This window comes from Pseudomonas sp. B21-010 (assembly GCF_024749325.1).
GTDB lineage: Bacteria > Pseudomonadota > Gammaproteobacteria > Pseudomonadales > Pseudomonadaceae > Aquipseudomonas > Aquipseudomonas kilonensis.
This window is the reverse complement of the sequence record NZ_CP087198.1, coordinates 2351980-2376376: the sequence shown is the minus strand read 5'-3', so window position 1 is coordinate 2376376 and position 24397 is coordinate 2351980. Positions and strand designations below refer to the sequence as shown.

Here is a 24397-nt window from a genome sequence, read left to right as displayed (position 1 = left end):
TGGAGCCTATCGCCGCTTGCAACCCAAACATGCCCGGCCACTGCCCACTCGCTGGAATGGCTCAGTTCATGGAGTGACTTTTCACCGTGCTTTCCACCAGGTCCAGCATCTGTCCGAGCGCCCAGGGCTTGGCGATGAACGAAGCGTGATGCTTGATTCCCGCGCTTTCCGGCGTTTCGAAGCCGGACATGATCAGCAGCGGTATCTGTGGCCAGCGGTCTCCGGTCAGGTTGGCCAGGTCCGCGCCGTCGATCTTGCCGGGCATGGTGATATCGGTGAGCAACAGGTCGACGTAATGGGCACTCTCTTCGAGAAACGTCAACGCCGCGTCGGCGCTTTCCCGAGGCTCCACGACAAACCCTTCCTCCTCGAGGATTTCACAGAGGAACTCCAGGATGGTCGGATCATCTTCCACAACGAGAATCAAACGTGTAGTCGCCTGGCCGTTGCCATTTGGCATCGAATTCATGAAAGTGACTCTCCTTGACCTCATAAAACCTTCTTTGCGGCAACAACCGCCTTGAAGTTATGAGCAATCCCCCTGCGAGAAATTCATTCTGTGTGCCAACAGGCCGCCGAATGTCACGCCAGAGCCCCCCTGGCAACGCAGCGCAACGCTTTTTTATCTGTATATCCATACAGATAAAACTTGCCCTGGCGCGCATCCATGACCATGCTACAACCCCATGAAACCTGCTCAGGAAAAGGGCGCTATGCAGCTGTACCTGTGTGAAAAACCGTCCCAGGCCAAGGACATCGCCGCCGTGCTCGGTGCCACGCGCCGTGGCGACGGTTGCTGGCTGGGCCCTGGCATCACGGTCACCTGGTGCATCGGCCACCTGCTGGAAACCGCCCCACCCGACGCCTACGACGCACGCTACAAGCGCTGGGTACTGGCCGACCTGCCCATCGTGCCAGCGCAATGGAAAATGACCGTCAAGCCGAAAACCGCCAGCCAGTACAAGGCGGTCAAGCGCCTGCTGGGGGAAGCGAAGGAATTGGTGATCGCCACCGACGCCGACCGCGAAGGCGAAATGATCGCCCGGGAGCTGGTGGAACATTGCCGTTATCGAGGGCCGATCCGGCGGCTATGGCTCTCGGCCCTGGACGAAGCATCGATCCGCAAGGCCCTGGCCGCCCTCAAGCCAGGGGCCGAAACCTTCAACCTGTATCACTCGGCCCTGGGTCGATCCCGGGCCGACTGGCTGATCGGCATGAACATGAGTCGCCTGTTCACCTTGCTGGGGCGCCAGTCCGGCTACCAGGGCGTGTTGCCGGTGGGCCGCGTGCAGACACCGACGCTGCGGCTGGTGGTGGACCGCGACCGCAGCATCGCCGACTTCGTGCCGGTCGCCTACTGGGCCATCGACGTACAGCTCAGCCACGAAGGCACGGCGTTCACCGCCCAGTGGCGCGCCGACCCGGACGCCTGCGACGACCAGGAGCGCTGCCTGAACCAGGCCCTGGCCCGGGACGCCGCCCAAGCCATGGCCAACGCCGCCACCGCCCGGACACTGAAGGTACGTACCGAACGTCTGCGCGAAGCGGCGCCGTTGCCCTTCGACCTGGGCACGCTGCAGGAAGTCTGCTCGAAGAAACTCGGCCTCGGCGCCCAGGAAACCCTGGACATCGCCCAGTCGCTCTACGAGACCTACAAGCTCATCACCTACCCTCGCAGCGATTGCGGTTTCCTGCCCTTGAGCCAGCACAGTGAAGCACCAGCCATCCTGGCCGCCCTCGCCCAGGCCGACCCAAGCCTTGCACCGCTGCGCGAGCACCTGCAACCGCAACGCAAGTCCCGGGCCTGGAACGACGCCAAGGTCAGCGCCCACCACGGCATCATTCCCACCGCCGCCGCCAGGAACCTCGACAAACTCGCCGGCAAGCAGCGCGCGGTCTATACGCTGATTCGCGCACGCTACCTGGCGCAGTTCCTGCCCAACCACGAATACGACCGGACCCAGGCCGACTTCGACTGTGCCGGCCAGGCGCTGCGTGCCGTGGGCAAGCAGATCGTCGAACCCGGCTGGAAACGCGCCCTGCCCGAAGCGCTAGCACCGGCCAGGGGCCGTGAAGCACCGGCGCCGCAGACCTTGCCAGCGCTGGCCGAAGGCCGCGATTGCGCCGTAGACGAGGTGAAACCCAAGGACCTGTGGACCCAACCGCCCAAGCCGTTCACCGAAGGCGACCTAATCAAGGCGATGAAGAACGTCGCCAAGCTGGTAGAAGACCCGTTGCTCAAGCAGAAGCTCAAGGACACCACCGGCATCGGCACCGAAGCGACCCGGGCCTCGATTATCCAGGGGCTGCTCGACCGCGGTTACCTGGTGAAAAACGGCAAGGCGCTGTCCGCTACCCCGGCGGCCTTCAGCCTGATCGACGCCGTGCCCCGGGCCATCGCCGACCCGGGCACCACGGCCATCTGGGAGCAAGCGCTGGACATGGTGCAAAGCGGCGAAATGAGCCTGGAAGAATTCGTGACCCGGCAAGCCGCCTGGATGAGCAAACACGTCGCCCGCTGCCAAGGCATGAGCCTGACCATCAGCGGCCCGGCCAGCCCCGCCGGGCGCGGCGCCACGCCGTGGAAAAACAAACGCAAGCCGACCAAGCGCAAGACCGGCGGCGCACCGCGCAAAGCCACTAAAACCAAGGCAACCTGAGCTGAAATCAGGCCCACCATAAATCCCCTGTGAGAGCGAGCTTGCTCGCGATAGAGGTGTGTCAGTCAATTATCTGGGGCTGATTCACCGCCATCGCGAGCAAGCTCGCTCCCACATTGAATGGGGTCTGGCTGGAAATCCTCATACCCAAACCGTTTTGTCAGACAATATGTAGTGATCAAAAATAATCACTACAAAACCGTTGACGCCTCCGATTTGCCCTTGCATGATGCAGACGTCTCCCCGATCGGGAGTACAGGCAATTGTTTGAGCAAGCTCGTCTGACCGCCGAGCTGTTTTTTGGATAAGGGACTGCCCACAAGGCAGATTGAAGGTGCTGACCTGGCCTGACCGTCCGGTAACAAGGGCGAGAAACGTCGGCGAAGATCCTCATGATGCGCGTGGTTCAACCCTCGAAAGTTGACACTGCCTGAAGATTCTTCGCTGTTTCTCTTCGTTGCAGCGCATTTGCGTAGCAGCCCTTCGATAACACTACACAACCGATGCACGACCCCGTCGAAGTTCGACGGAAGAACGCTGACGGCCTGGTTTCGGTAGCAGGCAGGTACTTACCGAGTAGCGAAGTTTTTGCGAACCACCAGACAGATCAACCAAATGGTCAAGGGGCTTACACATGAATCTGAATAATCAACCATCTATTGATGAACTGGCTCGCATATTCGCCGCACACAAGGACACTCTCGACAGCCATATCCTGTGGATCAGCAAGACTGGCCAGGTGCATATGGACTGCCTGTCGCCCTACACCCGCGAAGACGAGTTCGAAAAGAACACGCAAGAGCTGGGTGCCCGGCTGAAGATGTACCGCCGTGGCCAGGGCTACGTTGGCAAGAAGGCCGCGGCAGACAAAGACTTCATCGGTCGCGTGTTGCAAACGCTGACCCAGGCCTGGCAGTCGATGCAGAGCACCTCTGAGGTCCGGGTCATCGACCGCCTCTGCTGATCGCCACTCGACAAAAAGGCCCGCTCCTGGATCAGGAGCGGGCTTTTTTTGTGAGGCAGGCTCTAGAACACCGACCAGCCGATCCGCTGGCTCATCAGTTCCAGCGCCGCCATGCCGGCCAGGGAGTTGCCGGCGACGTTGAGCTCAGGCGACCAGACGCACACCGTGAACCGCCCCGGCACCACGGCGACAATCCCGCCACCGACCCCGCTCTTGCCCGGCAGGCCGACGCGATAAGCGAAATTGCCGGCCTCATCGTACAAGCCGCTGGTGGCCATGATGGAGTTGACCTGCTGGGTTTGCCGGGCGGTGAGGATCTGTTCGCCGCTGTGCTTGCAGAACCCGTCGTTGGCCAGGAAGCAGAACGCCCGCGCCAGGTCGACACAGCTCATCCGCAAGGCACAGTGGCTGAAATAACTGCGCAGTACCGCTTCCACATCGTTATGGAAATTGCCGAACGATTGCATCAGGTACGCCATCGCCGCGTTGCGGGCGCGGTGCTGGTATTCCGATTCGGCGACCTTGCCGTCCACCATCACCTGTGGGTTACCCGACAGACGGCGTACGAAATCGCGCATCGACAACGCCGGGGCGGCGAAACGCGACTGGTTGATATCGCAGATCACCAACGCGCCGGCATTGATGAACGGGTTGCGCGGTCGACCACGTTCGAATTCCAGTTGCACCAGGGAATTGAACGGTTGGCCAGACGGCTCATGGCCCAAGCGCTCCCAGATCGCTTCGCCGGAATGCCCGATGGCCTGCACCAGGCTGAACACCTTGGAAATACTCTGCACCGAAAACGCTGTTTCGGCGTCGCCGGCGCAATACAACTCGCCGTCGTTGCCATACACGGCAATACCCAACTGGTTGGGCGCCACAGTGCCCAGGGCCGGAATGTAGTCGGCCACCTTGCCCTGACCAATCAGGGGGCGAACCGCATCGAGGATCTCGTTCAACAGTGCTTGCATATGCGCGGGGTCCAGTCATTCCCCGTTCGAGTGCGGGGATACAGACGCTAGACGCTGGTGGGCGAGGTCAGAGCACACTGATTTGCCAGTTAAAAAAACGTGGCGAGGGAGCTTGCTCCCGCTGGGCTGTGGTAGGAGCTGCCGAAGGCTGCGATCTTTTGATCTTGATCTTTCGCTCTAGACTCAATTGTCTGGGACAAGATCGCAGCCTCGTTGCACTCGACAGCTCCTACAACGCGCCCCAGCGGGAGCAAGCTCCCTCGCCACAACAGCCGTGTTCGCCGCAATGAATGCAAGCGTTTTCATGGGCGCTGGTCGTCGAATCGAGCGGTCTATAGTGCAAAGGATCAATCGACAGGAGTAGACGATGCGCCAGATCATGCAAAAAGAACCCTGGTGGGCCTCACCGCCCAAGCCCGGGCAGGATGAAAGCGAGCTGGAATGGGGTTGGCTGGTGATCTACAGCGAAGGCGAGCCGCGCTTCGAGTTCATCAAGGAGCGCCCATCGGACGAGCAGATCCGCCAGCGCAAGGGTTGTCGTGTCACCCTCGGGTCAGAATGAGCCGGCCCGTCACGGCTTGATGTCCGGCAATGCCACCGCGCGATTGGCCAGCTCCGCTTCCACCAGGTTGCCTTCTATTTCCTCGTCCAGGTAGTACACCGGTGCCATCACCCCGCTGAGGGGATGCTTGAGCGACTTGAACCACGCCTCATCGAACGCAGCACTCAGGCTTTTGCGGATCTGCGCCTCCATTTCCGGCCGCTCGCCCTCGTGGATGATCGCGCGAATACCCGCCACCCCCACCGAAATCAACGCCCCGGCCGCCTTCCCGGCGACCGCCGCCGCCGCGCCGGTCGCCCCGCGTGTGGCAAATTGCGCCTCGATTTTTTCGCTGGTGCGTTGCGCCACTGTTGCGATCACTGCCTCTGAGGGCCCGGCACCTGTGGCAGCGGCCTTATTGACGTGATCGATCAGGGCCGCATAAGCCGGCAGCGTATTCAGCGGTTCGGTATGCACCACTTCGTACAACGACGCGTTACGCGCCGCCGGCGGCCCCAGGCTGATGGCAGGAATGCCGTGCAGACGCCGGTTCATCAGTTCGTTCGGGATTCGATGCCGCAGGGCGATGACCTGGACCTGCTGATTGAGCTGGCGTATGTAGTAGTCCGTCGCGGCAGCCCTGATCGCCTCGGGATCAATTTCCACCGCCACCGGCTCCAACACCTGCTCACGATATTGTTCTTGCAAGTAAACCGCCAGGCGCCTGGCCGGGGAATCCTCCTCAGCCTTGGCACTGGCGGCATACCAGCTGACCTTCACCGCCAGCCATTCCTGGGTCCAATAACTGCTGAACCAGGGGATGAACTCAGCCTCGGTGCGCTCATAGACCAACACACGCCAATGTTCCATCGACCCGCGGGCGTAGCGTCCGGCCTGTTCGATAGCGCTTTTCGATGCTGCGATGATCTGCTGGTCCACCTGTCGCCAAGTGGCCTGGTCGATCGACACCGTGGCAGCCTGTTGACCGCGCTGCGGCGTGGCGCACCCCGCCAGAACGAGCAAAACGGCCAACATCAGCGAACGCAGCACGATCGCGCCACCCCGGATTCACGTCACTCACGGAGTTGAGTATAGGTCGCGAGGCACCGTAAAACCTGTGAAAACAAAACCTGTTGAAGCAAAACCTGTGGGAGCAAAGCTTGCTCGCGATAGGTGTGTCAGCAGTATTGATGTCGACTGATACACCGCCATCGCGAGCAAGCTTTGCTCCCACAGGTTTCATCTAAGAATCTACGAAAGTGTTTGATTGCTGCTCAGGATTTATGCCGCCGCTCCAATCTGCGCACCGCCATCGACAACGGATAGCACATGGCGAAATACATGGCGCCGACCAGCACATAGGTTTCCAGCGGCATGAAATACACGGAGCTCAAATCCTGGGCCCGCAGCATCAAGTCCGGTGCGGCAATCAGCGAGGCCACCGAGGTGTCCTTGAGCAGGGAAATCGCCACATTGCCGATGGGCGCCAGCACGATGCGGATCGCCTGGGGCAGCACCACCCAACGCAACAGTTGGAGGCGCGGCATGCCGATGGCTTTCGCCGCCTCGACCTGGCCCTTGGGCACGGCCTCCAGGCCCGAACGATAGATTTCCGACAAGTAGGCCGCCGCATTGAGCCCCAGCCCGATCATCGCCGCTTGGAACGAACTGAACTGCACGCCCACCGCCGTCAAGCTGAAGTAGACGATGAACAGCTGCACCAGCGCCGGCGTGCCGCGAAAAATCTCGATGTAGAACAACGCACACCGACGCAACGCCGGCGAGCCGGACAAGCGCGCCAGCGCCACCAACAACCCGACCGCCAAACCAATCACCAGTGCACCAAACGCCAACTGCAACGTGGCCCAGGCGGCTTGCAGCAGTTCGACGTGGGTGGCTTCCCACAACTCGCCATAGCCCATGTCAGTGCTCCTTGATCACGGTGAGACGACGCTCGGTGCGCGCCGCCCAATGGGCCAATACCAGGCTCAGCGCCAGGTAAATGATGGCCAGCAGGAAATAGATCAGGTTGGTCTGGTAGGTCTCGCTCACCAGCATCTTGGCCTTGAATGTCAGCTCCGGCACTGCCGCCGCCGAGGCCAGCGACGTATCCTTGAGCAAACCGATGGCAAAGTTCGCCATGCCTGGAATAGACACCTTGAAGGCCTGGGGCAAGACGATCATGCGCATCGCCATGGCCCGCGTCATGCCGATGGAGAACGCGGCCTCGCTCTGCCCACGATCGACGTTCAGGATGCTGGAACGGAACACCTCCGACAGCATCGCCGCGCCATTGAGGCCAAAACCGATGATCGCCGCGCCGATGGCCGGTAACGTGATGCCAATGTAGGTCAGGCCGAAATAAAGAATGAACAGCTGGGTCAGGATCGGGACGTTGCGAAACACCTCCAGGTAAACACTGGCCACCCATCGCAAGACCCGGTGACGCGACAGGCGCATCAGCGCCAGGCCAAACCCCAGCAACGCCGCCACGATGAAAGACGCCGCCGTCAGGCCCAGGGTGGTCAGTGCGCCGATGCCCAGGACCTCAAGAAAATAGGGCAGCAGGTCGAGAGACTTGGTCAGCTCGCTTGAATCGAACATCGATCAATGCTCCTGAACGGCGCTGATGAAAGCGCGTGTACGCTCCACCTGGCTTTCCCGGAAGATCTGCCGGGGCGGTCCCTGTTCGACGATGTTGCCATCGGCCATGAAAATCACCTGGTCGGACACGCTTTCGGCGAAACGCATCTCATGGGTCACGATGATCATGGTCATGCCCTCCTCGGCCAGCTTGCGCATCACCGTCAGCACTTCGCCCACCAACTCCGGGTCGAGCGCCGAGGTGGCCTCGTCGAACAGCATCAACTTGGGACGCATCGCCAAGGCACGGGCGATGGCAATGCGTTGTTGCTGGCCGCCGGACAGTTGGTCCGGGTAGGCATCGCGCTTGGCGAACATGCCGACCTTGTTCAACAAGTCTTCGGCCAGTTCCACCGCTTCCGGGCGATTGCGCTGCTGGACCTTCAGCGGGCCGAGAGTGATGTTGTCCAGCACACTGAGGTGCGGGAACAGGTTGAAGCGCTGGAACACCATGCCGATGTTGGCGCGCATCCGGGCCAACTCCTTGTCGCCCATGGGCACCGTGCGCTCGCCCACCTTGCGCTGGCCGATCAGCGCGTTGTCGATGTAGATGCTGCCCCGGGTCGGCTCTTCCAGGTAGTTGATGCAACGCAACAAGGTGGTCTTGCCCGAACCGCTGGGCCCGATCAGGGATATTTTCTGACCCTGCTGCACCTGCAGGTCGATGCCTTTCAAGACGTCCAGCCGGCCAAAGGACTTGTGAAGCCCCTCGACCCGCACCAGTGGATGAGATTCAGCCATGAGCAATGTCCGCAAGTGGATGACAATCGTTGAGCGCAGGCGCGAGGGTGTGTCAGGCAAACGCCTGGCTGAAATCCCGGGGCGCGTGCTTGAACGGGCCGATGAGATTGCCCTGCTCGTCCCGGTCCACGCCGACGCGCTGGTCCTTGGGCAGCGGCACCAGGTAGTCGGGGTTCTTGATGCCGTAGCGGGCCAGGATGGGGCCGATCTGTCCGGTGCTCCGTAACCAGCGTAGCCCTTGGTTCACGCCGTCGAACAGGTCCTGGTTCTGCGGATGAATGCCCCAGATCGCCTCGAACTTGGCGGTCAGGCTGGGGAATTTCTCGTCGTAGGCCATGGGCACTTGCTTGAGCTTGAGGCTGGGGTCCTGGAGGATCATGTAGTCGATGGTGGGGGCGTCGAGCACGGCGAAGTCCAGCCGTCCGGCGCGCACGTCCCGTAGGCAGGCGTCGGTGTTGTCATAGAGTTTCACCTCTTTTACACCGTCGATTTTCTTCATGTCGGGGATGGTGAAATAGCCGGTGTTGCTGCCCACCGTACGCCCTTTCATGTCATTGACGCTGATGCTGGTCTGGAACGGCTCGCTGTCGCGCATGATCACGTATGCCCCGGTGTAGAACACCGCGTCGGTGAGCAACAGGATCTTGGAACGCATCGGGTTCCAGGCGAAGTTGCCGCCAAACCAGTCGGCGCGCCCCGAACGCACGGCTTCGATCACCGCCGGAAAGCCCATGGTCAAGACATCGAGTTTGAGTTCGAGGCGGTCGGCGATCAGCTTCAGCAATTCCAGGTCAGTGCCGACCGGCACGCCGTCGCGCAGGGCCCCCAGTGGCATGTCCCCCAGGCACGCGGCGGTCAGGTAACCGGGGCGAATGGTCTTGATCGGTTGCCCGGCCGCGAAGGCGAATGGCATCGGCCCCAGGGCCGAGCCGGCGACGGCGGCCAGTGAACCGTAGCCGGCGGCCTTGAGCACCGAACGGCGGGAAAGGCCGGGGGTATCGAATTTGGAGTCGGACATGGGTTTCACCTATTGGCAATTGAGGGTTTTGACCGGGACAAGCCATACAACCAAACAACAACCTTGCCGCCTGATCCCTAAGCGGCCACCACGCCCCTCCGGGGCTCGACTTCAATGAAGCCGGTGCGAGAAACGAATTTTCAACGCATTGTCATGCGCACCTGCATGACAAGCATTACAATTCACACACTAATCACGCTATTTTGCCTTGTCAATGGCCTTTGTATCGGATAAAAAGCATGACAAGTCTGCTTTAAGGCGCACGAAGAAGCATGACAACCCAGGAACAAGGACTCATGAGTCAATTTGAGAAACTGCTGAAAGAACTGAAGAACCATGCCGGCCTGCATCGCGAGAAAGCCGAGACGCTGTACGCGCAGCTGGCCGACGCGCTGACCCACGCAATCCTTCATGGCCAGCTCAAGCCGGGCGATCGCCTGCCGCCTCATCGTGAGTTCGCCAGTGCCCTGGGGGTGAACATCACCACCGTCACCCGGGCCATGGCGGTGCTGCAGCAAAAAGGGTTGGTGGAAAGCCGGCCGGGCCGTGGTACGCAAGTGGCTCAGGGGCGTCATCCGGCTGCGCAGTTCCAGTCGGCCCCCAGCAACGACCCAGGCACCGCCGACCTGAGCGTCAACCGCCCCGCCACGGACGGCTACAACCGGGTGCTTGCCCAGTTGCTGCCGCGGCTGGCCGATGACCCGCGTTTTGCCGACATGAAGGATTACCACCCCTGCGAAGGTCCGCTCTGGGCCCGCCAGGCCATTGCGCAATGGTTGCGACACACCGGCGTCGAAGCCCAGGCCGATCACATCCTGATCGCCGAAGGCGCCCAACACGGCATCGCCCATACCTTGCGCAGCCTCACCAGCAGTGGCGACACGGTGCTGGCCGACAGCATTACGTACCAGGGCATCAACGGGTTGTGCCGTACCCTCGGCCTGAACCTGCTGGGTGTCGACGCCGATGAGCGCGGCATGTGCCCCGAAGCCTTGCGCCAGGCCTGCGCCGAGCATCAACCGCGCTTGCTGTTCCTGGTGCCATCGATTCACAACCCGACCGCCATCACCCTCGACGCCGATCGCCGCGAAGCCCTGGCGGCGGTCATTCGCCAGACCGATGTGCTGGTGATCGAGGATGACGTCTACCGACCGCTGCTGGAACAATCGCCCGCGCCCTTCGCAGCCCTGCTGCCGGAGCAGACGATTTACGTCAGCGCCCTGTCCAAATGCATCGCCCCCGGTTTGCGCATGGGCTTTGTCATGGCGCCGCCCGCGTTGCTGCAGGGCATCATCGCCATGCAACGCATCGACTGCTGGAGCAATTCACCGCTGACGGCGCTGATCGCCACACGGTTGATCGAGGAAGGCCTGGCCGAACAATTGGTCTCGGAACAACGCGAAGAGCTGCGGATCCGCCAGACGCTACTGGCGACACATCTGCAAGGGCTGGAGTTTCAGCACAGCGCCACCGGCACCCATGCCTGGCTGCTGCTGCCCGAACCCTGGAACAGCTCGCGCTTCGCCCGCCTCTGCCAGGAACAGGGCGTGGTGCTGCTACCCGGCGGCGCGTTTACCCTCAGCCCGGAACTGTCACCGCAAGCAGTGCGCATTAACATTTCAGCCGCGTTGTCCCGGGAGCAACTGGTCAAGGCCCTGACCGTGATCAGCCAGTTGGCTCGCCAGGGGCACCTTCACATGCACAACCGGATCTGAAGCCGATGACACAGCCCGTTCATTGCGAGATCGCCGTTATCGGCGCCGGTGTGGTTGGTGTGGCCACGGCGCGCTGGTTGCGGCGCCAAGGGTATCGGGTCTTGGTGCTCGAGCGCGATGGCATTGCCGCCGGCGCCTCGTATGGCAACGCCGGGACGCTGGCACCGTACGGGGTGATGCCGATTGCTCAACCCTCGTTGCTGCGGGCCATCCCATCGTTGCTGTTCTCGGCCGATTCGCCTTTCGTGATCAACTGGGCCCGGTTGCCGCGACTGATGCCGTGGCTGTTGCGTTTTCTCAATGAATGCCGGACCTCGCGCTGCGCCGCCAATACCCAGGCGCTGGCGACGATCCTGCAACGCACCTACAGCGGGTACGAACCGTTGCTGGCCGACACGCCCCTGGCCAACCAGCGCTTGCGGCACAACGGTTGCCTGTATGCCTATGGCACCCAGCAAGGCTTCGCCGCCGCACAAGCCGCCATCGAATTGCGGCGCTCACTGGGCATTGCCCAACAGGTGTTGAGCGCCATCGAAATCGAACAGCTGGAACCGGCACTGGCGGGTCGCTCGGTGGCCGGACTGCTTTTTCCCGAGTCCTCCCACATGGACGACCCGAAGCTGTTCATCGAAGCCCTGGCCGCACCGTTGGTAGCCGAAGGGGTGCTGCGCAAGGCGACGGTCATCGCGATAAAACGCGCCGCCAACGGGCTTCATTTGCACAGCGCCGACGGCCAGCAGTACTTGGCCGACCGGGTGGTGCTGTGCGGCGGGGCGTGGTCCGGTGTGCTGGCGGCGCAGATGGGCGATCGCATCCCCCTGGACACCGAACGGGGTTATCACATCGAGTTCGACCTGCCGGACACGCTCCTCAACCGGCCCTGCTGTCCGGTGGAAAGCGCCTTCTACATGACGCCCATGGCCGGGCGCCTGCGGGTGGCAGGCACGGTAGAACTGGGCTCGATTCACGACCCGGCCAATCCTCGACGCTTCGATTATCTGGAACACCACGTGCGCCGCGTGCTTGGCCTGCGCGAGCCGGTTGCCCGTCGCTGGCTGGGGTTTCGCCCGTCGCTGCCCGACTCATTGCCCGTGATCGGCCCCTCACCGAACGAGCCACGCTTGATCTACGCCTTCGGTCATCAACACCTGGGCCTGACCCTCGCCGGGGCGACCGGACAACTGGTCACCGAGTGCATCGCCGGCACCGCACCGCAATGGCTCGAACGGTTTTCCGTGCAGCGTTTCTAAAGAGCTCCTCGCCACATGTTGGGTACATTGTCGTCGCAGTTTGCGGTTACCCTTCTCTACCCCAGACCTTGCAGGGCTTTGATGACCAAGCTCCTTGAACGTCTTCGCCAATGGGCCAGGACACTGAAACGCCAGACCATGACGCTGTGGTTCTGCTATCGCCATCCGCAGACGCCCTGGCTGCCCAAATGGATCGCCATTATCGTGGTGGCGTATGCCCTGAGCCCCATAGACCTGATCCCGGATTTCATCCCGGTATTGGGTTATCTGGATGATGTGATCTTGTTGCCCCTGGGGATTTGGTTGGCGCTTCGCCTGATGCCGCTCGCAGTGCTCGCAGAATGTGCAGCCAAGGCCCGGCAATGGCAGGAAAACGATGGCCAGCGCCCGGTGAACAAGCTAGCGGCGGCGCTGATTGTGCTGGCCTGGATAGCGGCACTGGCAGGAGCCTGGTTCATGTTCTACGGCGGTCCCGTCAAAACCGGCTGAAACCATGCATTCGGTGTCGGGGGGCTCAGCCCAGCGCCGTGTCGAGAAACATCATCACCGCAAACCCCATCATCAGCCCCAGAGTGGCCGGTGTTTCATGGCCGTTGCGGTGGGTTTCGGGAATCACTTCGTGGGAGACCACGAAGATCATCGCCCCCGCCGCCAACCCCAGGCTGATGGGGTACGCGACGGCGACGCCCGATGACATGCCCAGGCCGATCACCGCCCCCAGAGGCTCCATCAACCCCGAGCCGACCGCGATGAGCGCGGCACGCAAGGTGCTGATGCCGGTGACGCGCAGCGCCATGGCAATGGCCAGGCCTTCGGGGATGTCCTGGATGGCGATGGCAGTGGTCAGGGGCAGGCCGACCTTGAAGTCGCCGTCGGCAAAACTGACGCCGATGGCCATGCCCTCCGGCAAGTTGTGCAAGGTGATGGCAAGCACGAACAGCCAGACGCGATTGATGCGCTCGGCCTCGAGCCCACGCCGGCCACTGAGTTCGTGCTCGTGCGGCACGAAGCGGTCCAGGCCGATCATCAGGGCCACGCCCAGACCCAAGCCAAGCACGACGACAAACGCGGCGAGCAACTGATTGCCACAGATGAGCTGTGCCGCTTCGATCCCAGGCAGGATCAATGAGAACGAACTGGCGGCGAGCATCATGCCGGCGGCAAAACCCAGCATGATGTCCTGGGTACGCGAGGCGATATCGCGCAGCACCACCGCCATCACCGCCCCCAGGGCGGTGGCGGCAAAGCCCGAGGTACCGCCCAACACCGCATAGCCCAGGTTTTGACGATTGGCGCCAACCAGGGCGTTGTAGCCACTGTAGAGCAACAACGCGGCCACCAACGCCAACCCGAGCCAGAACGTCACCCCCAGCAACAAGTTGTCTTGCACGGGGTTGAGCCAGGTGCGCCAGGAAGATCGACTCCGGGAGGTGGACTGGTCCATCGAAGGTCCTTACGGGTGTTGACCAAAACATGGCTGATCGTGCTCCAAAACGGTGGTGACGATCAAACGCAATATTCAGGCGAGGAAGCGCCGCCCTCGCCGCTTTTTATAGTCGGAGGAAGTAAAAGGATGATTTATCTTTTATTCAATAAACGAGACGAACGGTGATTAACTCACCAATTAGCTAGTATTTTTTAACGAATAAAGCGAAAAAGCTGTAAAACCCGGCTGTAGTTTAAACTCGGCAAAATCCGCTATATAGACCAATGGGCCCCATGCCATGGGCACGGGGCTGGCCATGTCAGCGGGCATTATGAATCGCCGACACGGCTGTTTTCGCCGCCTTTTCTACCCGCTTTGGAGGCTTTTTCCCGATCGTTGGCAAAGTTGCCGCCCGAGGCCTGGCCACCTTTGCGGCCGGCTTCCGACGCCCGTTCAGGGTCGTTGGCAAAATTACCACCCGAGGCTTGCCCGCCTTTGCGGCCGGCTTCTGCGGCACGCCCAGGGTCGTTGGCAAAATTACCACCCGATGCCTGCCCGCCCTTGCGCCCGGCCTCGGATGCACGCTCAGGATTATTGGCGAAGTTGCCACCTGATGCATGGCCGCCCTTTTTCCCGGCTGCCGATGCCTTTTCACGATCGTTAGCGAAATTGCCAGGATTGTTATTTCCTGTGTTAGCCATTTCATTCACCTCGTTTAGTTGATGTCAACGAGCCTTGCTGACTCGTCTTATTCGGAAAACATGGCGCCGCCAAGGTTTTAAGAGAAATCTGCAAACGGCGACGAGTGGTCACTGTCGTTATTTATTTCCCTGCTGCCTCGGCCTCTATTGCAACAGGCTATTAAACAGGCGGTGATTGATTAGCCGCCCTGAACACCGAAACTTCATCCAGCAACATCCTGTGGAAGCGAGCTTGCTCGCGATGGCGGTGTGTCCGTCAATATCAATACAGGCTGATCCGACGCTATCGCGAGCAAGCTCGCTCCCACAGGGGGCCAGGTCGCGCCAGCAACCCGTTGCAGCGGTCTCGAAGGCTCCGTCAGGAAGAGCCCACCATCAACTGGACCTCAAGATTGGCCGTCGCCACACCGTGGTTTGCCACATACACATCGGCGGTCCAGCCCTTGGTCTGGTTGTGATAGGACTGAGTGCCCAAGGCCGTGCCGCTGTCCCATTCCAGGATGTCGCCAATATCGATGTCATTGGCCGAACGCAGCGCGAGCACGGTATGGCCGTGCTCCTGCCCCACGTACACACCCACCAATCCGCGCTGTCTGTTGATGGCCCGTACTTCACCGATGGTCTGCTTCATAAGCCTCCTCTGCGACAGGTTCAGAGCGACCGAAACAACCCGATTGCTCTTTCACACATAAGTGTGGAGGCCCCTCCTGCAAGGAAAGTTTGCAGAACAGCGCCGCTGAGCGACGAAAGGCGTGACGTAGACCTTGTGCTCGACAGTGCTACCCTCAACGAATCCAGGCCCACGGAGCCCCCCCCATGCCGGACGATTTGCATCGCGAACCGCTCGATCAGTTGCAGGCGTACCTGGCCGGGCGCCGCTTCCTGGTACTCACTGGCGCTGGCATCAGCACCCCTTCGGGCATCCCCGACTACCGCGACAGCGACGGTGTGCGCCGGGGTCGACAGCCGATGATGTACCAGGAGTTCCTCGCCCAGGCCGAGGCACGACGGCGCTACTGGGCGCGGGCGATGCTGGGCTGGCCCCGCGTGCGGCAGGCCAGGCCGAACGCGGCTCACGAGGCCTTGGCCGAGTTGCAGGCACGGCAACGCATCAGCGGCCTGATTACCCAGAATGTCGACACGCTGCATGACCAGGCCGGCAGCCAGGACGTCATCGAACTGCACGGCAGCCTGCATCGCGTACTGTGCCTGGATTGCGGCCAGCGCAGCCAACGACAGCAGATTCAACAGTTGATGGAAACCGAAAATCCTTACCTGGCCGGTGTCGATGCGGTGCAGGCGCCCGATGGCGACACCCTGCTCGACCCGGCTTTCGAGGCGCGCTTCCAGGTGCCCCGCTGCCCTCATTGCGGCGGCGAGCGGTTGAAACCCGACGTGGTGTTTTTCGGCGAGAACGTCGCCCCCCTCACCGCGACCCGCGCCGTGCAAGCCGTCGAGCAAGCGGACGGCCTGCTGGTGGTGGGCTCGTCGCTGATGGCGTATTCGGCGTTTCGCCTGTGCCGGGCCATCAAGGACCAGGGCAAGCCGCTGCTGGCGATCAACCGGGGCAAGACCCGGGCCGATGAGCTGCTGGACCTCAAGCTTGAAGAGCCGTGTGAGCAACTGTTGCCACTGTTGATCTGACACCACGCCATCTCCCTGTGGGAGCGAGCTTGCTCGCGATGGCGGTGGGTCAGTCAATATCACTGCTGGCTGATCCGACGCCATCGCGAGCAAGCTCGCTCCCACAGGGTCATCACTCCCACAGGGGATTGTGGTTACTTCGGTATCAACTGCGCCCCCAAATCCTGATCCCTGAGCGTATCGAACAACGCCTGCGCCGCCGCCGACAGTTCGTACCCCGGCTTGGTCAGCACCCCGATGGCCCGTTCGATCACCGGATCGCTCAAGGTGATGCAGCGGGCACCCAGTTCATGCATCTGCCCGACGCACAGCGCCGGCACGGCACTCACCCCCAGCCCGCTGGCGACCATCCGCCCGACGGTCGCCAACTGGTGGCTCTCGAACTCCACAGGCAGTTTCATGCCCCGGGCCTGCAGGTGCTCTTCCAGCATCACCCGTACGGTGGAGGGCCGTTGCAGCGTGATGAACGGCTGTTCCAGCAAGGTTTCCCAGTGGATCTCGTCGCGCTGGGCAAGCGGTGAGTCCAGCGGCACCACCGCGACGAAGCGATCGAGATACAAGGGCGTGAACGCCAATGACGACCCCTGCATCGGCTCGAACGCCACGCCCAATTCGACATGACGATCACGCACCATTTCCAGCACCTGCTCGTTGATCACGTCGTTGACCGTAACGTTGACATTCGGGTAGCGGGCGCGGAAGGTCTTGAGGATCGGCGGCAGCAGGTTGCCGGCAAATGACGGCATCGCCGCCAACGTCACGCGACCGCGCTGCAAGGTGAAGCGCTGGCGCATTTCGTCCTCGGCGTTGTCCCAGTCGGCAATCAGCCGTCGGGCCAGTGGCAGCAAGGATTCGCCTTCGGGCGTCAGCGCCACGTTACGGGTATTGCGGCTGAACAAACGACCGCCGAGGCCTTCTTCCAAGGCCTTGATGGTCAGGCTCAGGGCCGATTGGGACAGATGCAGCCGCTCGCAGGCCACGGCGAAGCTCAGGCTCTGGGCCACGGCGAGGAAGGCGCGGATTTGCTTGAGGGTCATGGGCGTCCTGTGTCCGGTTGCGTAGGAGCTGCCGAAGGCTCGGGCCGCGTTCGGACGATCTTTTGATCTTTCGCTTGGGATTCAAGCGTCTCTGGCAAGATCGCAGCCTCGTTGCACTCGACAGCTCCTACAGTGGGAGGCAATTATTGAGTTTTATCAATCAATCCAACCTAAAAATCAACTTAACAAATATATGACTTGGCGCAACACTGCATTCCATTGCGACCCCATCAAGAATAAAAGAGGTGTCTATGGCAGGTTTCGACAAACGCGTGAGTTCTTATGAAGAAGCGCTGGAAGGCTTGAAGGACGGCATGACCGTCATCGCCGGCGGCTTCGGCCTGTGCGGTATCCCGGAAAACCTGATCGCCGAGATCAAGCGCAAGGGCATCCGCGACCTCACCGTCGTGTCCAACAACTGCGGCGTCGACGGCTTCGGCCTCGGCGTACTGCTGGAAGACCGGCAGATCCGCAAGGTGGTCGCCTCCTACGTGGGCGAAAATGCCCTGTTCGAGAAGCAGCTGCTCAGCGGCGAAATCGAAGTCGTACTCACCCCCCAAGGCACCCTCGCGGAAAAAATGCGCGCCGGCGGCGCAGGCATCCCGGCGTTCTTCACCGCCACCGGCGTCGGTACTCCAGTGGCCGAGGGCAAGGAAGTGCGTGAATTCCATGGCCGCCAGTACCTGATGGAAGAATCCATCACCGGCGACTTCGCCATCGTCAAAGGCTGGAAGGCCGACCATTTCGGCAACGTGATCTATCGCCACACCGCGCAGAACTTCAATCCGCTGGCCGCCACGGCGGGCAAGATCACGGTGGTGGAAGTCGAAGAAATCGTCGAACCCGGCGAGCTGGACCCGACGCAGATCCACACCCCTGGCATCTACGTCGACCGGGTCATTTGCGGCACGTTCGAAAAACGCATCGAACAGCGCACCGTGCGTAAGTGATCCCCTGCCCCCGGCCCGAATGAAGGAATAACAACATGGCACTTTCCCGCGAACAAATGGCTCAACGCGTCGCCCGCGAAATGCAGGACGGCTACTACGTGAACCTGGGCATCGGCATTCCGACCCTGGTCGCCAACTACATTCCCGAAGGCATGGAAGTCATGCTGCAATCGGAAAACGGCCTGCTCGGCATGGGCGCGTTTCCCACCGAAGCCGAAGTTGATGCCGACATGATCAACGCCGGCAAGCAGACCGTCACCGCGCGCATCGGCGCGTCGATCTTCTCTTCGGCCGAATCGTTTGCCATGATCCGTGGCGGCCATATCGACCTGACCGTGCTGGGCGCGTTCGAGGTGGACGTCGAAGGCAACATCGCCTCGTGGATGATCCCCGGCAAGCTGGTCAAGGGCATGGGCGGCGCGATGGACCTGGTGGCCGGTGCCGAGAACATCATCGTCACCATGACCCATGCGTCCAAGGATGGCGAGTCTAAACTGCTGCCCCGTTGCAGCCTGCCGCTGACCGGCGCCGGGTGCATCAAGCGCGTGCTGACCGACCTGGCCTACCTGGAAATCCAGGACGGCGCCTTCATCCTGAAAGAACGTGCCCCGGGCGTCAGCGTCGAGGAAATCGTCGCCAAGACCGCCGGCAAATTGATCGTGCCGGACCACGTGCCTGAAATGCAGTTCGCTGCCCAGTGAGGAGAGATTCGATGCAAGAAGTCGTGATTGTCGCCGCTACCCGTACCGCCATTGGCAGTTTCCAGGGTTCGCTGGCTGCCATTCCCGCGCCGGAACTCGGTGCCGCGGTGATTCGTCGCCTGCTGGAACAGACCGGTTTGTCGGGCGAACAGGTCGATGAAGTGATTCTTGGCCAGGTGCTGACCGCCGGATCCGGGCAAAACCCGGCGCGCCAGGCGGCGATCCTGGCCGGCCTGCCTCATGCGGTGCCGGCGCTGACGCTGAACAAGGTCTGCGGTTCGGGACTCAAGGCGTTGCACCTGGGCGCCCAGGCGATCCGCTGTGGCGACGCCGCCGTCATCATCGCCGGCGGCATGGAGAACATGAGCCTGGCCCCGTACGTGTTGCCGGCCGCCCGCACCGGCCTGCGCATGGGCCACGCGAAGATGATCGACAGCATGATCACCGACGGCCTGTGGGACGCCTTCAACGATTACCACATGGGCATCACCGCCGAGAACCTGGTGGACAAGTACGGCATCAGCCGCGAGGAGCAGGACGCTTTCGCTGCCGCGTCCCAACAGAAGGCCGTCGCCGCCATCGAGAGCGGTCGGTTCGCCGATGAGATCACGCCGATCCTGATTCCCCAGCGCAAAGGCGATCCCGTGGCGTTCGCCACCGACGAACAACCGCGCACCGGTACCACCGCCGAATCCCTGGGCACGCTCAAGCCTGCCTTCAAGAAGGACGGCAGCGTCACCGCGGGCAATGCGTCCTCGCTCAACGATGGCGCCGCTGCGGTGATCCTGATGAGCGCGGAAAAAGCCAAGGCCCTGGGCCTGCCCGTGCTGGCGAAAATCAGTGCCTACGCCAATGCCGGCGTCGACCCTGCCATCATGGGCATTGGCCCGGTCTCGGCCACCCGCCGCTGCCTGGACAAGGCCGGCTGGTCGCTGGATCAACTGGACCTGGTCGAAGCCAACGAAGCCTTCGCCGCCCAATCGCTGGCCGTGGCCCGGGAACTGAAATGGGACATGGACAAGGTCAACGTCAACGGCGGCGCCATCGCCCTGGGCCACCCTATCGGCGCATCGGGGTGCCGAGTCCTGGTGTCGCTGCTGCATGAAATGATCAAGCGCGACGCCAAGAAAGGCCTCGCGACACTGTGCATCGGCGGCGGCCAAGGCGTGGCCCTGGCGCTGGAACGGGCATAACCGACACAAGTTCAACAGTGGTTGCGCGGACCCACGAATATCCGCACAACCACTGGCACCACCACCGGCGCAACCTCGGTTGCGCCGGTTTTTTTTGCCTGCTGGTTTTGAGCATGGCCTACCGGCCTCATCGCGAGCAAGCTCGCTCCCACAGGAGGGCCTGGGTGTTCACAGATCCGCTGCCCACCACAGATCCATTGTGGGAGCGAGCTTGCTCGCGATGGCGGTGGGTCAGGCGACGATGAGCCGTCAGGAACCTGCACCAAACCGGTCGCGACTGTTGGTCAGGTGCAGCCACATGGCGGCGCGGGCGGCGTCCGGGTCCTGGCGCTTGATGGCATTGAAGATCGCCTCATGCTCGAGGTTGGCCAGTTGTGCCAGCTTGCCCAGGTCCGCCTGGCCGCGTTCGGCCACGTTCACTCGGGTCCTGGGGATCATCGCACTGCCCAGGTGCTGCATGATTTCGACAAAACAGGCATTGTCCGTGGCCTCGGCGATGAGCAGATGGAAGCGCCGGTCGGCCTCGACACAGCTGTCGTTATTGCTGGACAACCGCTGATAGTCATCCAGCGCCTGGCGCATCTGCTGCAACTGGTGTTCGCTACGACGCCGGGCCGCCAAGGCCACCGCCTGGGTTTCCAGGCCCAGGCGCAGCTCCAGGATTGCCCGCACACCCGCCGCAGTGTCGACATTGAGCCGCAACCCCGGCTCGCCGGTTTGAGCCAGCACAAAGGTGCCGATGCCGTGGCGGGTCTCCACCAGCCCCGAAGCCTGCAACTTGGAAATCGCCTCGCGCACCACGGTCCGGCTGACGCCATGCTCGCGAACGATGGCACCTTCCGATGGCAGTTTTTCCCCGGGTTTCAACTGCCCCAGCAAGATGCTCTGGCTCAGCTTCGCCACCAAATCATGGGCCAGGTTATGGGTACGCTTGCGCAGCGGCGCTTCGGTGTCTTGCATCGCCAGGGTTCCTCGAAAACAGGCCTGATCGATCCTACCACCGGCAGGCTTGAGAGTGCGCATTACAGAACGCCAAACTTGTATGACAACACACCATATCTGGCGATTAACTTCGAAAATCAACGTCCAGAAAGCCTCGACCCCTACCGCACCGCCCACCCTGCACACAATCAAACACCTCAATATCGCCCAATAAATACGGCACTAAAAAGTCTAACCGCCCATCCAATCACGCTAAAAAATGTCTTGTCACTCAAAAAAATCAAGTTGTATGATGTCTATCAACATCGGCACCTGCACGATGCCCCGCATAAAAATAACGAGTGGGAGAAAAACCAGTGAACACATCCAGCCTCAAGGCGAATGCCGGAGCGGATCCGGTGCTGCTGTCGGCCATTGCCAAGGTCAAGCGCCACATCCTGCCGCTGTTCGTCATCATGTTTATCGTCAACTACATCGACCGTGTGAACATCGGCTTCGTGCGCGCCCATATGGAGCACGACCTGGGCATCGGTGCCGCGGCCTATGGCTTTGGTGCCGGCCTGTTCTTCATCGGCTATGCGCTGTTCGAAGTCCCGTCCAACATCCTCTTGCAAAAAATCGGCGCGCGCATCTGGCTGACGCGCATCATGCTCACCTGGGGCCTGGTGGCCGCGGGCATGGCCTTCATCCAGAACGAAACCCACTTCTACATCCTGCGCTTCCTGCTGGGCGTGGCCGAAGCCGGTTTCTTCCCTGGGGTGATCTACTACTTCACCCGCTGGCTGCCGGGTGTCGAACGCGGCAAAGCCATCGCCATCTTCCTCAGCGGTTCAGCCATCGCGTCGCTGATCTCCGGCCCGCTGTCGGGGCTACTGCTGCAAATCAACGGCCTGGGCATGCATGGCTGGCAGTGGATGTACTTCATCGAAGGGATGTTTTCCGTCAGCCTGTGCGTCTTCGTCTGGTTCTGGCTGGACTCCAAGCCCCACGACGCCAAATGGTTGAGCCGCGAAGAACAAGATGTGCTGGTCCAGACCATCGATGACGAACAGCGCGCACGGGAAGCCGCCTCGCCGATCAAACTGTCCATCGGCCAGCTGCTCAAGGACCGCCAGATCATCCTGTTTTGCCTGATCTACTTCTTCATCCAATTGACGATCTATGCCGCCACGTTCTGGCTGCCGAGCATCATCAAGAAAATGGGCGAACTGAGCGACATCCAGGTCGGGCTGTTCAACTCGATCCCGTGGTTGCTGTCGATCGTCGGCATGTACGCCTTCGCCTCGCTGTCGGCCAAGTGGAAATTCCAGCAGGCCTGGGTCGCCACGGCCCTGTTGATCGCGGCAGCCGGGATGTTCATGTCCACCACCGGCGGACCGATCTTCGCCTTCGTCGCCATCTGTTTCGCGGCCCTGGGTTTCAAATCCGCATCGTCGCTGTTCTGGCCGATTCCCCAGGCTTACCTGGACGCCCGGATCGCCGCCGGGGTGATTGCCCTGATCAACTCGGTGGGCAACCTCGGCGGGTTCGTCGCCCCAACCACGTTCGGCCTGCTGGAACAGAACACCGGCTCGATCCAGGGCGGCCTCTATGGCTTGGCGGCCACCTCGATCATTGCCGCGATCATCGTGTTTGCCGCGCGCAACACGCCCAAGCCCAAAGCCGTGACACCCCCAGCCGACCCGGCCGCCAGCCACGTCTGATCATTCGATTGTTCAAGGATAAGTACAGATGAGCACCCCAGAAACCAGCAAAGCCCCGATCATCACCAGCATGCAGATCGTGCCCGTGGCGGGCCATGACGGCATGTTGCTGAACCTCAGCGGCGCCCATGGCCCGTTCTTCACCCGCAACATCGTCATCCTCAAGGACAACGCCGGCCACACCGGCGTGGGCGAAGTACCCGGTGGCGAGCGCATTCGCCAGACCCTCGAAGACGCCCGTTCCCTGGTGGTCGGCAGCCCCATCGGCACGTACCAGAAGATCCTCAACACCGTGCGCCACGCCTTTGCCGACCGCGATGCCGGCGGCCGTGGCCTGCAGACTTTCGACCTGCGCATCACCATCCACGCGGTGACCGGCCTGGAAGCGGCACTGCTGGACCTGCTCGGCCAACACCTGGACGTACCGGTCGCGGCGCTGCTTGGCGAAGGCCAGCAACGCGATGAAGTGAAGATGCTCGGCTATCTGTTTTACGTCGGCGATCGCCAGCAGACCGACCTGCCCTACCGCAGCGAGCCGGACGCCGACAACGACTGGTTCCGCGTACGCCATGAGCAAGCCCTGGACGCCGACGCCGTGGTCCGCCTGGCCGAGGCCGCCCACGCCCGCTATGGCTTCCAGGACTTCAAGCTCAAGGGCGGTGTACTGCAAGGCGACGCGGAGATCGAAGCGGTCACGGCGCTGGCCGAGCGCTTTCCCCAGGCACGCATCACCCTGGACCCGAACGGCGCCTGGTCGCTCAAGGAAGCGGTGCGTTTGTGCCGCGACCAGCACAAGGTGCTGGCCTATGCCGAAGACCCGTGCGGTGCCGAGAACGGCTATTCGGGCCGCGAGGTCATGGCCGAGTTCCGCCGCGCCACGGGCCTGAAGACCGCCACCAACATGATCGCCACCGACTGGCGCGAGATGGGCCACGCCATCACCTTGCAGTCCGTGGACATTCCCCTGGCCGATCCGCACTTCTGGACCATGCAGGGCTCGGTACGGGTGGCGCAGATGTGCAATGAATGGGGCCTGACCTGGGGCTCGCACTCCAACAACCACTTCGACATTTCCCTGGCGATGTTCACCCACGTGGCCGCCGCCGCACCGGGCGACATCACGGCCATCGACACCCATTGGATCTGGCAGGACGGCCAGCGGCTGACCAAGGCGCCGTTGCAGATCCAGGGCGGTTGCGTGCAGGTACCGAAAAAACCGGGGTTGGGGATTGAGCTGGACACCGACCAACTGGCCAAGGCCCATGAGTTGTACAAGGGCATGGGCCTTGGCGCGCGGGACGATGCGGTGGCGATGCAGTTCCTGATTCCGGGCTGGACGTTCAACAACAAGCGGCCGTGCCTGGTTCGCTGAAGCGAGCAATTCCCCCTGTGGGAGCCCATGAAATTGAAGTCATCCATGACTTCTTGTGGGAGCGAGCTTGCTCGCGATTGCAGTGGGTCAGCCACATTGATGTCGACTGACACTCCGCTATCGCGAGCAAGCTCGCTCCCACATTTGGTTCTGGGGTGGCCTTTGATTTCATGAGCGCCACAAATACCTGTGGCGAGGGAGCTTGCTCCCTCGCCACAGTCATCA

Annotated in this window: 25 protein-coding genes; 13 read left to right on the top strand and 12 right to left on the bottom strand. The window is 61.8% G+C overall.

Annotated features, from left to right (window positions below; all coding sequences use genetic code 11):
* Positions 1 to 61: 61 nt before the first annotated feature.
* Positions 62 to 469, bottom strand: coding sequence for a response regulator (locus tag LOY50_RS10635; RefSeq protein WP_003200142.1), 408 nt, complete (start codon positions 467 to 469; stop codon positions 62 to 64).
* 244 nt (positions 470 to 713) lie between these two features.
* On the opposite strand from LOY50_RS10635, the gene LOY50_RS10630 reads away from it, so the two are divergent.
* Both LOY50_RS10630 and LOY50_RS10625 read left to right on the top strand, forming a co-directional pair.
* Positions 714 to 2660 (top strand): DNA topoisomerase III, encoded by a 1947-nt coding sequence (locus LOY50_RS10630; protein ID WP_258690803.1) that lies wholly within the window; start codon positions 714 to 716, stop codon positions 2658 to 2660.
* 634 nt (positions 2661 to 3294) lie between these two features.
* A complete protein-coding gene (locus LOY50_RS10625) occupies positions 3295 to 3624 on the top strand; it encodes a hypothetical protein (RefSeq protein ID WP_253473299.1) in 330 nt (109 codons plus the stop codon).
* A gap of 62 nt (positions 3625 to 3686) precedes the next feature.
* Here LOY50_RS10625 and glsB read toward each other — a convergent pair whose 3' ends face one another.
* Complete coding sequence (gene glsB, locus LOY50_RS10620) at positions 3687 to 4595, bottom strand: glutaminase B (RefSeq protein WP_253473296.1); 909 nt, start codon at positions 4593 to 4595, stop codon at positions 3687 to 3689.
* Between the two features lie 367 nt (positions 4596 to 4962).
* Here glsB and LOY50_RS10615 point away from each other — a divergent pair, with 367 nt between their 5' ends.
* The gene (locus LOY50_RS10615; protein WP_003200134.1) at positions 4963 to 5157 is read left to right on the top strand and encodes a hypothetical protein; all 195 of its coding nucleotides are present in this window, start codon (positions 4963 to 4965) and stop codon (positions 5155 to 5157) included.
* Positions 5158 to 5166: 9 nt separating this feature from the next.
* Here the strand turns inward: LOY50_RS10615 and LOY50_RS10610 are convergent, their stop codons facing one another.
* The 5 genes from LOY50_RS10610 to LOY50_RS10590 all read right to left on the bottom strand — a co-directional run bounded on the left by LOY50_RS10610 (position 5167) and on the right by LOY50_RS10590 (position 9538).
* Positions 5167 to 6186: a hypothetical protein gene (locus LOY50_RS10610; protein WP_253473293.1), complete on the bottom strand. Its 1020-nt coding sequence runs from the start codon at positions 6184 to 6186 to the stop codon at positions 5167 to 5169.
* Between the two features lie 224 nt (positions 6187 to 6410).
* The gene (locus tag LOY50_RS10605; protein ID WP_214509058.1) at positions 6411 to 7058 is read right to left on the bottom strand and encodes an amino acid ABC transporter permease; all 648 of its coding nucleotides are present in this window, start codon (positions 7056 to 7058) and stop codon (positions 6411 to 6413) included.
* A gap of 1 nt (position 7059) precedes the next feature.
* The gene (locus tag LOY50_RS10600) at positions 7060 to 7740 is read right to left on the bottom strand and encodes an amino acid ABC transporter permease (RefSeq protein ID WP_253473289.1); all 681 of its coding nucleotides are present in this window, start codon (positions 7738 to 7740) and stop codon (positions 7060 to 7062) included.
* Between the two features lie 3 nt (positions 7741 to 7743).
* Entirely contained in the window at positions 7744 to 8520 is a 777-nt protein-coding gene (locus LOY50_RS10595) for an amino acid ABC transporter ATP-binding protein (RefSeq protein WP_249410642.1), read from the bottom strand.
* Between the two features lie 52 nt (positions 8521 to 8572).
* On the bottom strand, positions 8573 to 9538 hold the full coding sequence (locus LOY50_RS10590) for a transporter substrate-binding domain-containing protein (protein ID WP_253473286.1): 966 nt from the start codon (positions 9536 to 9538) through the stop codon (positions 8573 to 8575).
* 296 nt (positions 9539 to 9834) lie between these two features.
* On the opposite strand from LOY50_RS10590, the gene LOY50_RS10585 reads away from it, so the two are divergent.
* The 3 genes from LOY50_RS10585 (at position 9835) to LOY50_RS10575 (ending at position 12992) form a co-directional block, all read left to right on the top strand.
* Complete coding sequence (locus LOY50_RS10585) at positions 9835 to 11253, top strand: PLP-dependent aminotransferase family protein (RefSeq protein ID WP_253473283.1); 1419 nt, start codon at positions 9835 to 9837, stop codon at positions 11251 to 11253.
* A gap of 5 nt (positions 11254 to 11258) precedes the next feature.
* The gene (locus LOY50_RS10580; RefSeq protein ID WP_253473280.1) at positions 11259 to 12503 is read left to right on the top strand and encodes an FAD-binding oxidoreductase; all 1245 of its coding nucleotides are present in this window, start codon (positions 11259 to 11261) and stop codon (positions 12501 to 12503) included.
* Positions 12504 to 12584: 81 nt separating this feature from the next.
* On the top strand, positions 12585 to 12992 hold the full coding sequence (locus LOY50_RS10575) for a YkvA family protein (RefSeq protein WP_253473277.1): 408 nt from the start codon (positions 12585 to 12587) through the stop codon (positions 12990 to 12992).
* Between the two features lie 25 nt (positions 12993 to 13017).
* On the opposite strand, the gene LOY50_RS10570 is transcribed toward LOY50_RS10575, so the two are convergent.
* The 3 genes from LOY50_RS10570 to LOY50_RS10560 all read right to left on the bottom strand — a co-directional run bounded on the left by LOY50_RS10570 (position 13018) and on the right by LOY50_RS10560 (position 15261).
* Complete coding sequence (locus LOY50_RS10570) at positions 13018 to 13947, bottom strand: ZIP family metal transporter (protein WP_258690802.1); 930 nt, start codon at positions 13945 to 13947, stop codon at positions 13018 to 13020.
* A 311-nt stretch (positions 13948 to 14258) separates the two neighbouring features.
* Positions 14259 to 14630, bottom strand: a complete 372-nt coding sequence (locus LOY50_RS10565) for a general stress protein (protein ID WP_253473271.1) — start codon at positions 14628 to 14630, stop codon at positions 14259 to 14261.
* A gap of 358 nt (positions 14631 to 14988) precedes the next feature.
* Positions 14989 to 15261 (bottom strand): hypothetical protein, encoded by a 273-nt coding sequence (locus tag LOY50_RS10560; RefSeq protein ID WP_214509051.1) that lies wholly within the window; start codon positions 15259 to 15261, stop codon positions 14989 to 14991.
* Between the two features lie 185 nt (positions 15262 to 15446).
* Here LOY50_RS10560 and LOY50_RS10555 point away from each other — a divergent pair, with 185 nt between their 5' ends.
* Entirely contained in the window at positions 15447 to 16274 is an 828-nt protein-coding gene (locus LOY50_RS10555; RefSeq protein ID WP_253473268.1) for an NAD-dependent protein deacetylase, read from the top strand.
* A gap of 134 nt (positions 16275 to 16408) precedes the next feature.
* Here the strand turns inward: LOY50_RS10555 and LOY50_RS10550 are convergent, their stop codons facing one another.
* Positions 16409 to 17311: a LysR family transcriptional regulator gene (locus LOY50_RS10550; protein WP_258690801.1), complete on the bottom strand. Its 903-nt coding sequence runs from the start codon at positions 17309 to 17311 to the stop codon at positions 16409 to 16411.
* 251 nt (positions 17312 to 17562) lie between these two features.
* On the opposite strand from LOY50_RS10550, the gene LOY50_RS10545 reads away from it, so the two are divergent.
* Genes LOY50_RS10545 through LOY50_RS10535 form a run of 3 tightly spaced genes read left to right on the top strand, consistent with a single transcriptional unit; the run spans position 17563 to position 20155 of the window.
* Positions 17563 to 18261 (top strand): CoA transferase subunit A, encoded by a 699-nt coding sequence (locus LOY50_RS10545; RefSeq protein ID WP_003200117.1) that lies wholly within the window; start codon positions 17563 to 17565, stop codon positions 18259 to 18261.
* 35 nt (positions 18262 to 18296) lie between these two features.
* Positions 18297 to 18962, top strand: a complete 666-nt coding sequence (locus tag LOY50_RS10540; protein ID WP_003180355.1) for a CoA transferase subunit B — start codon at positions 18297 to 18299, stop codon at positions 18960 to 18962.
* A gap of 11 nt (positions 18963 to 18973) precedes the next feature.
* The gene (locus LOY50_RS10535; RefSeq protein WP_258690800.1) at positions 18974 to 20155 is read left to right on the top strand and encodes an acetyl-CoA C-acetyltransferase; all 1182 of its coding nucleotides are present in this window, start codon (positions 18974 to 18976) and stop codon (positions 20153 to 20155) included.
* A gap of 249 nt (positions 20156 to 20404) precedes the next feature.
* Here the strand turns inward: LOY50_RS10535 and LOY50_RS10530 are convergent, their stop codons facing one another.
* Entirely contained in the window at positions 20405 to 21115 is a 711-nt protein-coding gene (locus LOY50_RS10530) for a FadR/GntR family transcriptional regulator (RefSeq protein WP_253473259.1), read from the bottom strand.
* Here LOY50_RS10530 and LOY50_RS10525 point away from each other — a divergent pair.
* Genes LOY50_RS10525 through gudD form a run of 3 tightly spaced genes read left to right on the top strand, consistent with a single transcriptional unit; the run spans position 21077 to position 24172 of the window.
* Positions 21077 to 21457, top strand: a complete 381-nt coding sequence (locus tag LOY50_RS10525) for a hypothetical protein (protein ID WP_258690799.1) — start codon at positions 21077 to 21079, stop codon at positions 21455 to 21457. The genes LOY50_RS10530 and LOY50_RS10525 overlap by 39 nt on opposite strands.
* Entirely contained in the window at positions 21454 to 22800 is a 1347-nt protein-coding gene (locus LOY50_RS10520) for an MFS transporter (RefSeq protein ID WP_258690798.1), read from the top strand. Before LOY50_RS10525 ends, LOY50_RS10520 begins: the two co-directional genes overlap by 4 nt.
* 28 nt (positions 22801 to 22828) lie before the next feature.
* Complete coding sequence (gudD, locus tag LOY50_RS10515; protein WP_253473251.1) at positions 22829 to 24172, top strand: glucarate dehydratase; 1344 nt, start codon at positions 22829 to 22831, stop codon at positions 24170 to 24172.
* The last annotated feature ends 225 nt before the right edge of the window (positions 24173 to 24397 follow it).

What these genes read in the sequence shown, in the direction of transcription:
- LOY50_RS10545 (WP_003200117.1), top strand. Translation starts at nt 17,563, where the DNA reads ATGGCAGGTTTCGACAAACGCGTGAGTTCTTATGAAGAAGCGCTGGAA.
- LOY50_RS10590 (WP_253473286.1), bottom strand. Translation starts at nt 9,538, where the DNA reads ATGTCCGACTCCAAATTCGATACCCCCGGCCTTTCCCGCCGTTCGGTG.
- LOY50_RS10615 (WP_003200134.1), top strand. Translation starts at nt 4,963, where the DNA reads ATGCGCCAGATCATGCAAAAAGAACCCTGGTGGGCCTCACCGCCCAAG.
- LOY50_RS10605 (WP_214509058.1), bottom strand. Translation starts at nt 7,058, where the DNA reads ATGGGCTATGGCGAGTTGTGGGAAGCCACCCACGTCGAACTGCTGCAA.
- LOY50_RS10595 (WP_249410642.1), bottom strand. Translation starts at nt 8,520, where the DNA reads ATGGCTGAATCTCATCCACTGGTGCGGGTCGAGGGGCTTCACAAGTCC.
- LOY50_RS10525 (WP_258690799.1), top strand. Translation starts at nt 21,077, where the DNA reads ATGGGTACGCTTGCGCAGCGGCGCTTCGGTGTCTTGCATCGCCAGGGT.
- LOY50_RS10575 (WP_253473277.1), top strand. Translation starts at nt 12,585, where the DNA reads ATGACCAAGCTCCTTGAACGTCTTCGCCAATGGGCCAGGACACTGAAA.
- LOY50_RS10580 (WP_253473280.1), top strand. Translation starts at nt 11,259, where the DNA reads ATGACACAGCCCGTTCATTGCGAGATCGCCGTTATCGGCGCCGGTGTG.
- LOY50_RS10600 (WP_253473289.1), bottom strand. Translation starts at nt 7,740, where the DNA reads ATGTTCGATTCAAGCGAGCTGACCAAGTCTCTCGACCTGCTGCCCTAT.
- LOY50_RS10550 (WP_258690801.1), bottom strand. Translation starts at nt 17,311, where the DNA reads ATGACCCTCAAGCAAATCCGCGCCTTCCTCGCCGTGGCCCAGAGCCTG.
- LOY50_RS10555 (WP_253473268.1), top strand. Translation starts at nt 15,447, where the DNA reads ATGCCGGACGATTTGCATCGCGAACCGCTCGATCAGTTGCAGGCGTAC.
- LOY50_RS10635 (WP_003200142.1), bottom strand. Translation starts at nt 469, where the DNA reads ATGAATTCGATGCCAAATGGCAACGGCCAGGCGACTACACGTTTGATT.
- LOY50_RS10565 (WP_253473271.1), bottom strand. Translation starts at nt 14,630, where the DNA reads ATGGCTAACACAGGAAATAACAATCCTGGCAATTTCGCTAACGATCGT.
- gudD (WP_253473251.1), top strand. Translation starts at nt 22,829, where the DNA reads ATGAGCACCCCAGAAACCAGCAAAGCCCCGATCATCACCAGCATGCAG.
- LOY50_RS10570 (WP_258690802.1), bottom strand. Translation starts at nt 13,947, where the DNA reads ATGGACCAGTCCACCTCCCGGAGTCGATCTTCCTGGCGCACCTGGCTC.
- LOY50_RS10540 (WP_003180355.1), top strand. Translation starts at nt 18,297, where the DNA reads ATGGCACTTTCCCGCGAACAAATGGCTCAACGCGTCGCCCGCGAAATG.
- LOY50_RS10535 (WP_258690800.1), top strand. Translation starts at nt 18,974, where the DNA reads ATGCAAGAAGTCGTGATTGTCGCCGCTACCCGTACCGCCATTGGCAGT.
- glsB (WP_253473296.1), bottom strand. Translation starts at nt 4,595, where the DNA reads ATGCAAGCACTGTTGAACGAGATCCTCGATGCGGTTCGCCCCCTGATT.
- LOY50_RS10625 (WP_253473299.1), top strand. Translation starts at nt 3,295, where the DNA reads ATGAATCTGAATAATCAACCATCTATTGATGAACTGGCTCGCATATTC.
- LOY50_RS10630 (WP_258690803.1), top strand. Translation starts at nt 714, where the DNA reads ATGCAGCTGTACCTGTGTGAAAAACCGTCCCAGGCCAAGGACATCGCC.
- LOY50_RS10530 (WP_253473259.1), bottom strand. Translation starts at nt 21,115, where the DNA reads ATGCAAGACACCGAAGCGCCGCTGCGCAAGCGTACCCATAACCTGGCC.
- LOY50_RS10585 (WP_253473283.1), top strand. Translation starts at nt 9,835, where the DNA reads ATGAGTCAATTTGAGAAACTGCTGAAAGAACTGAAGAACCATGCCGGC.
- LOY50_RS10560 (WP_214509051.1), bottom strand. Translation starts at nt 15,261, where the DNA reads ATGAAGCAGACCATCGGTGAAGTACGGGCCATCAACAGACAGCGCGGA.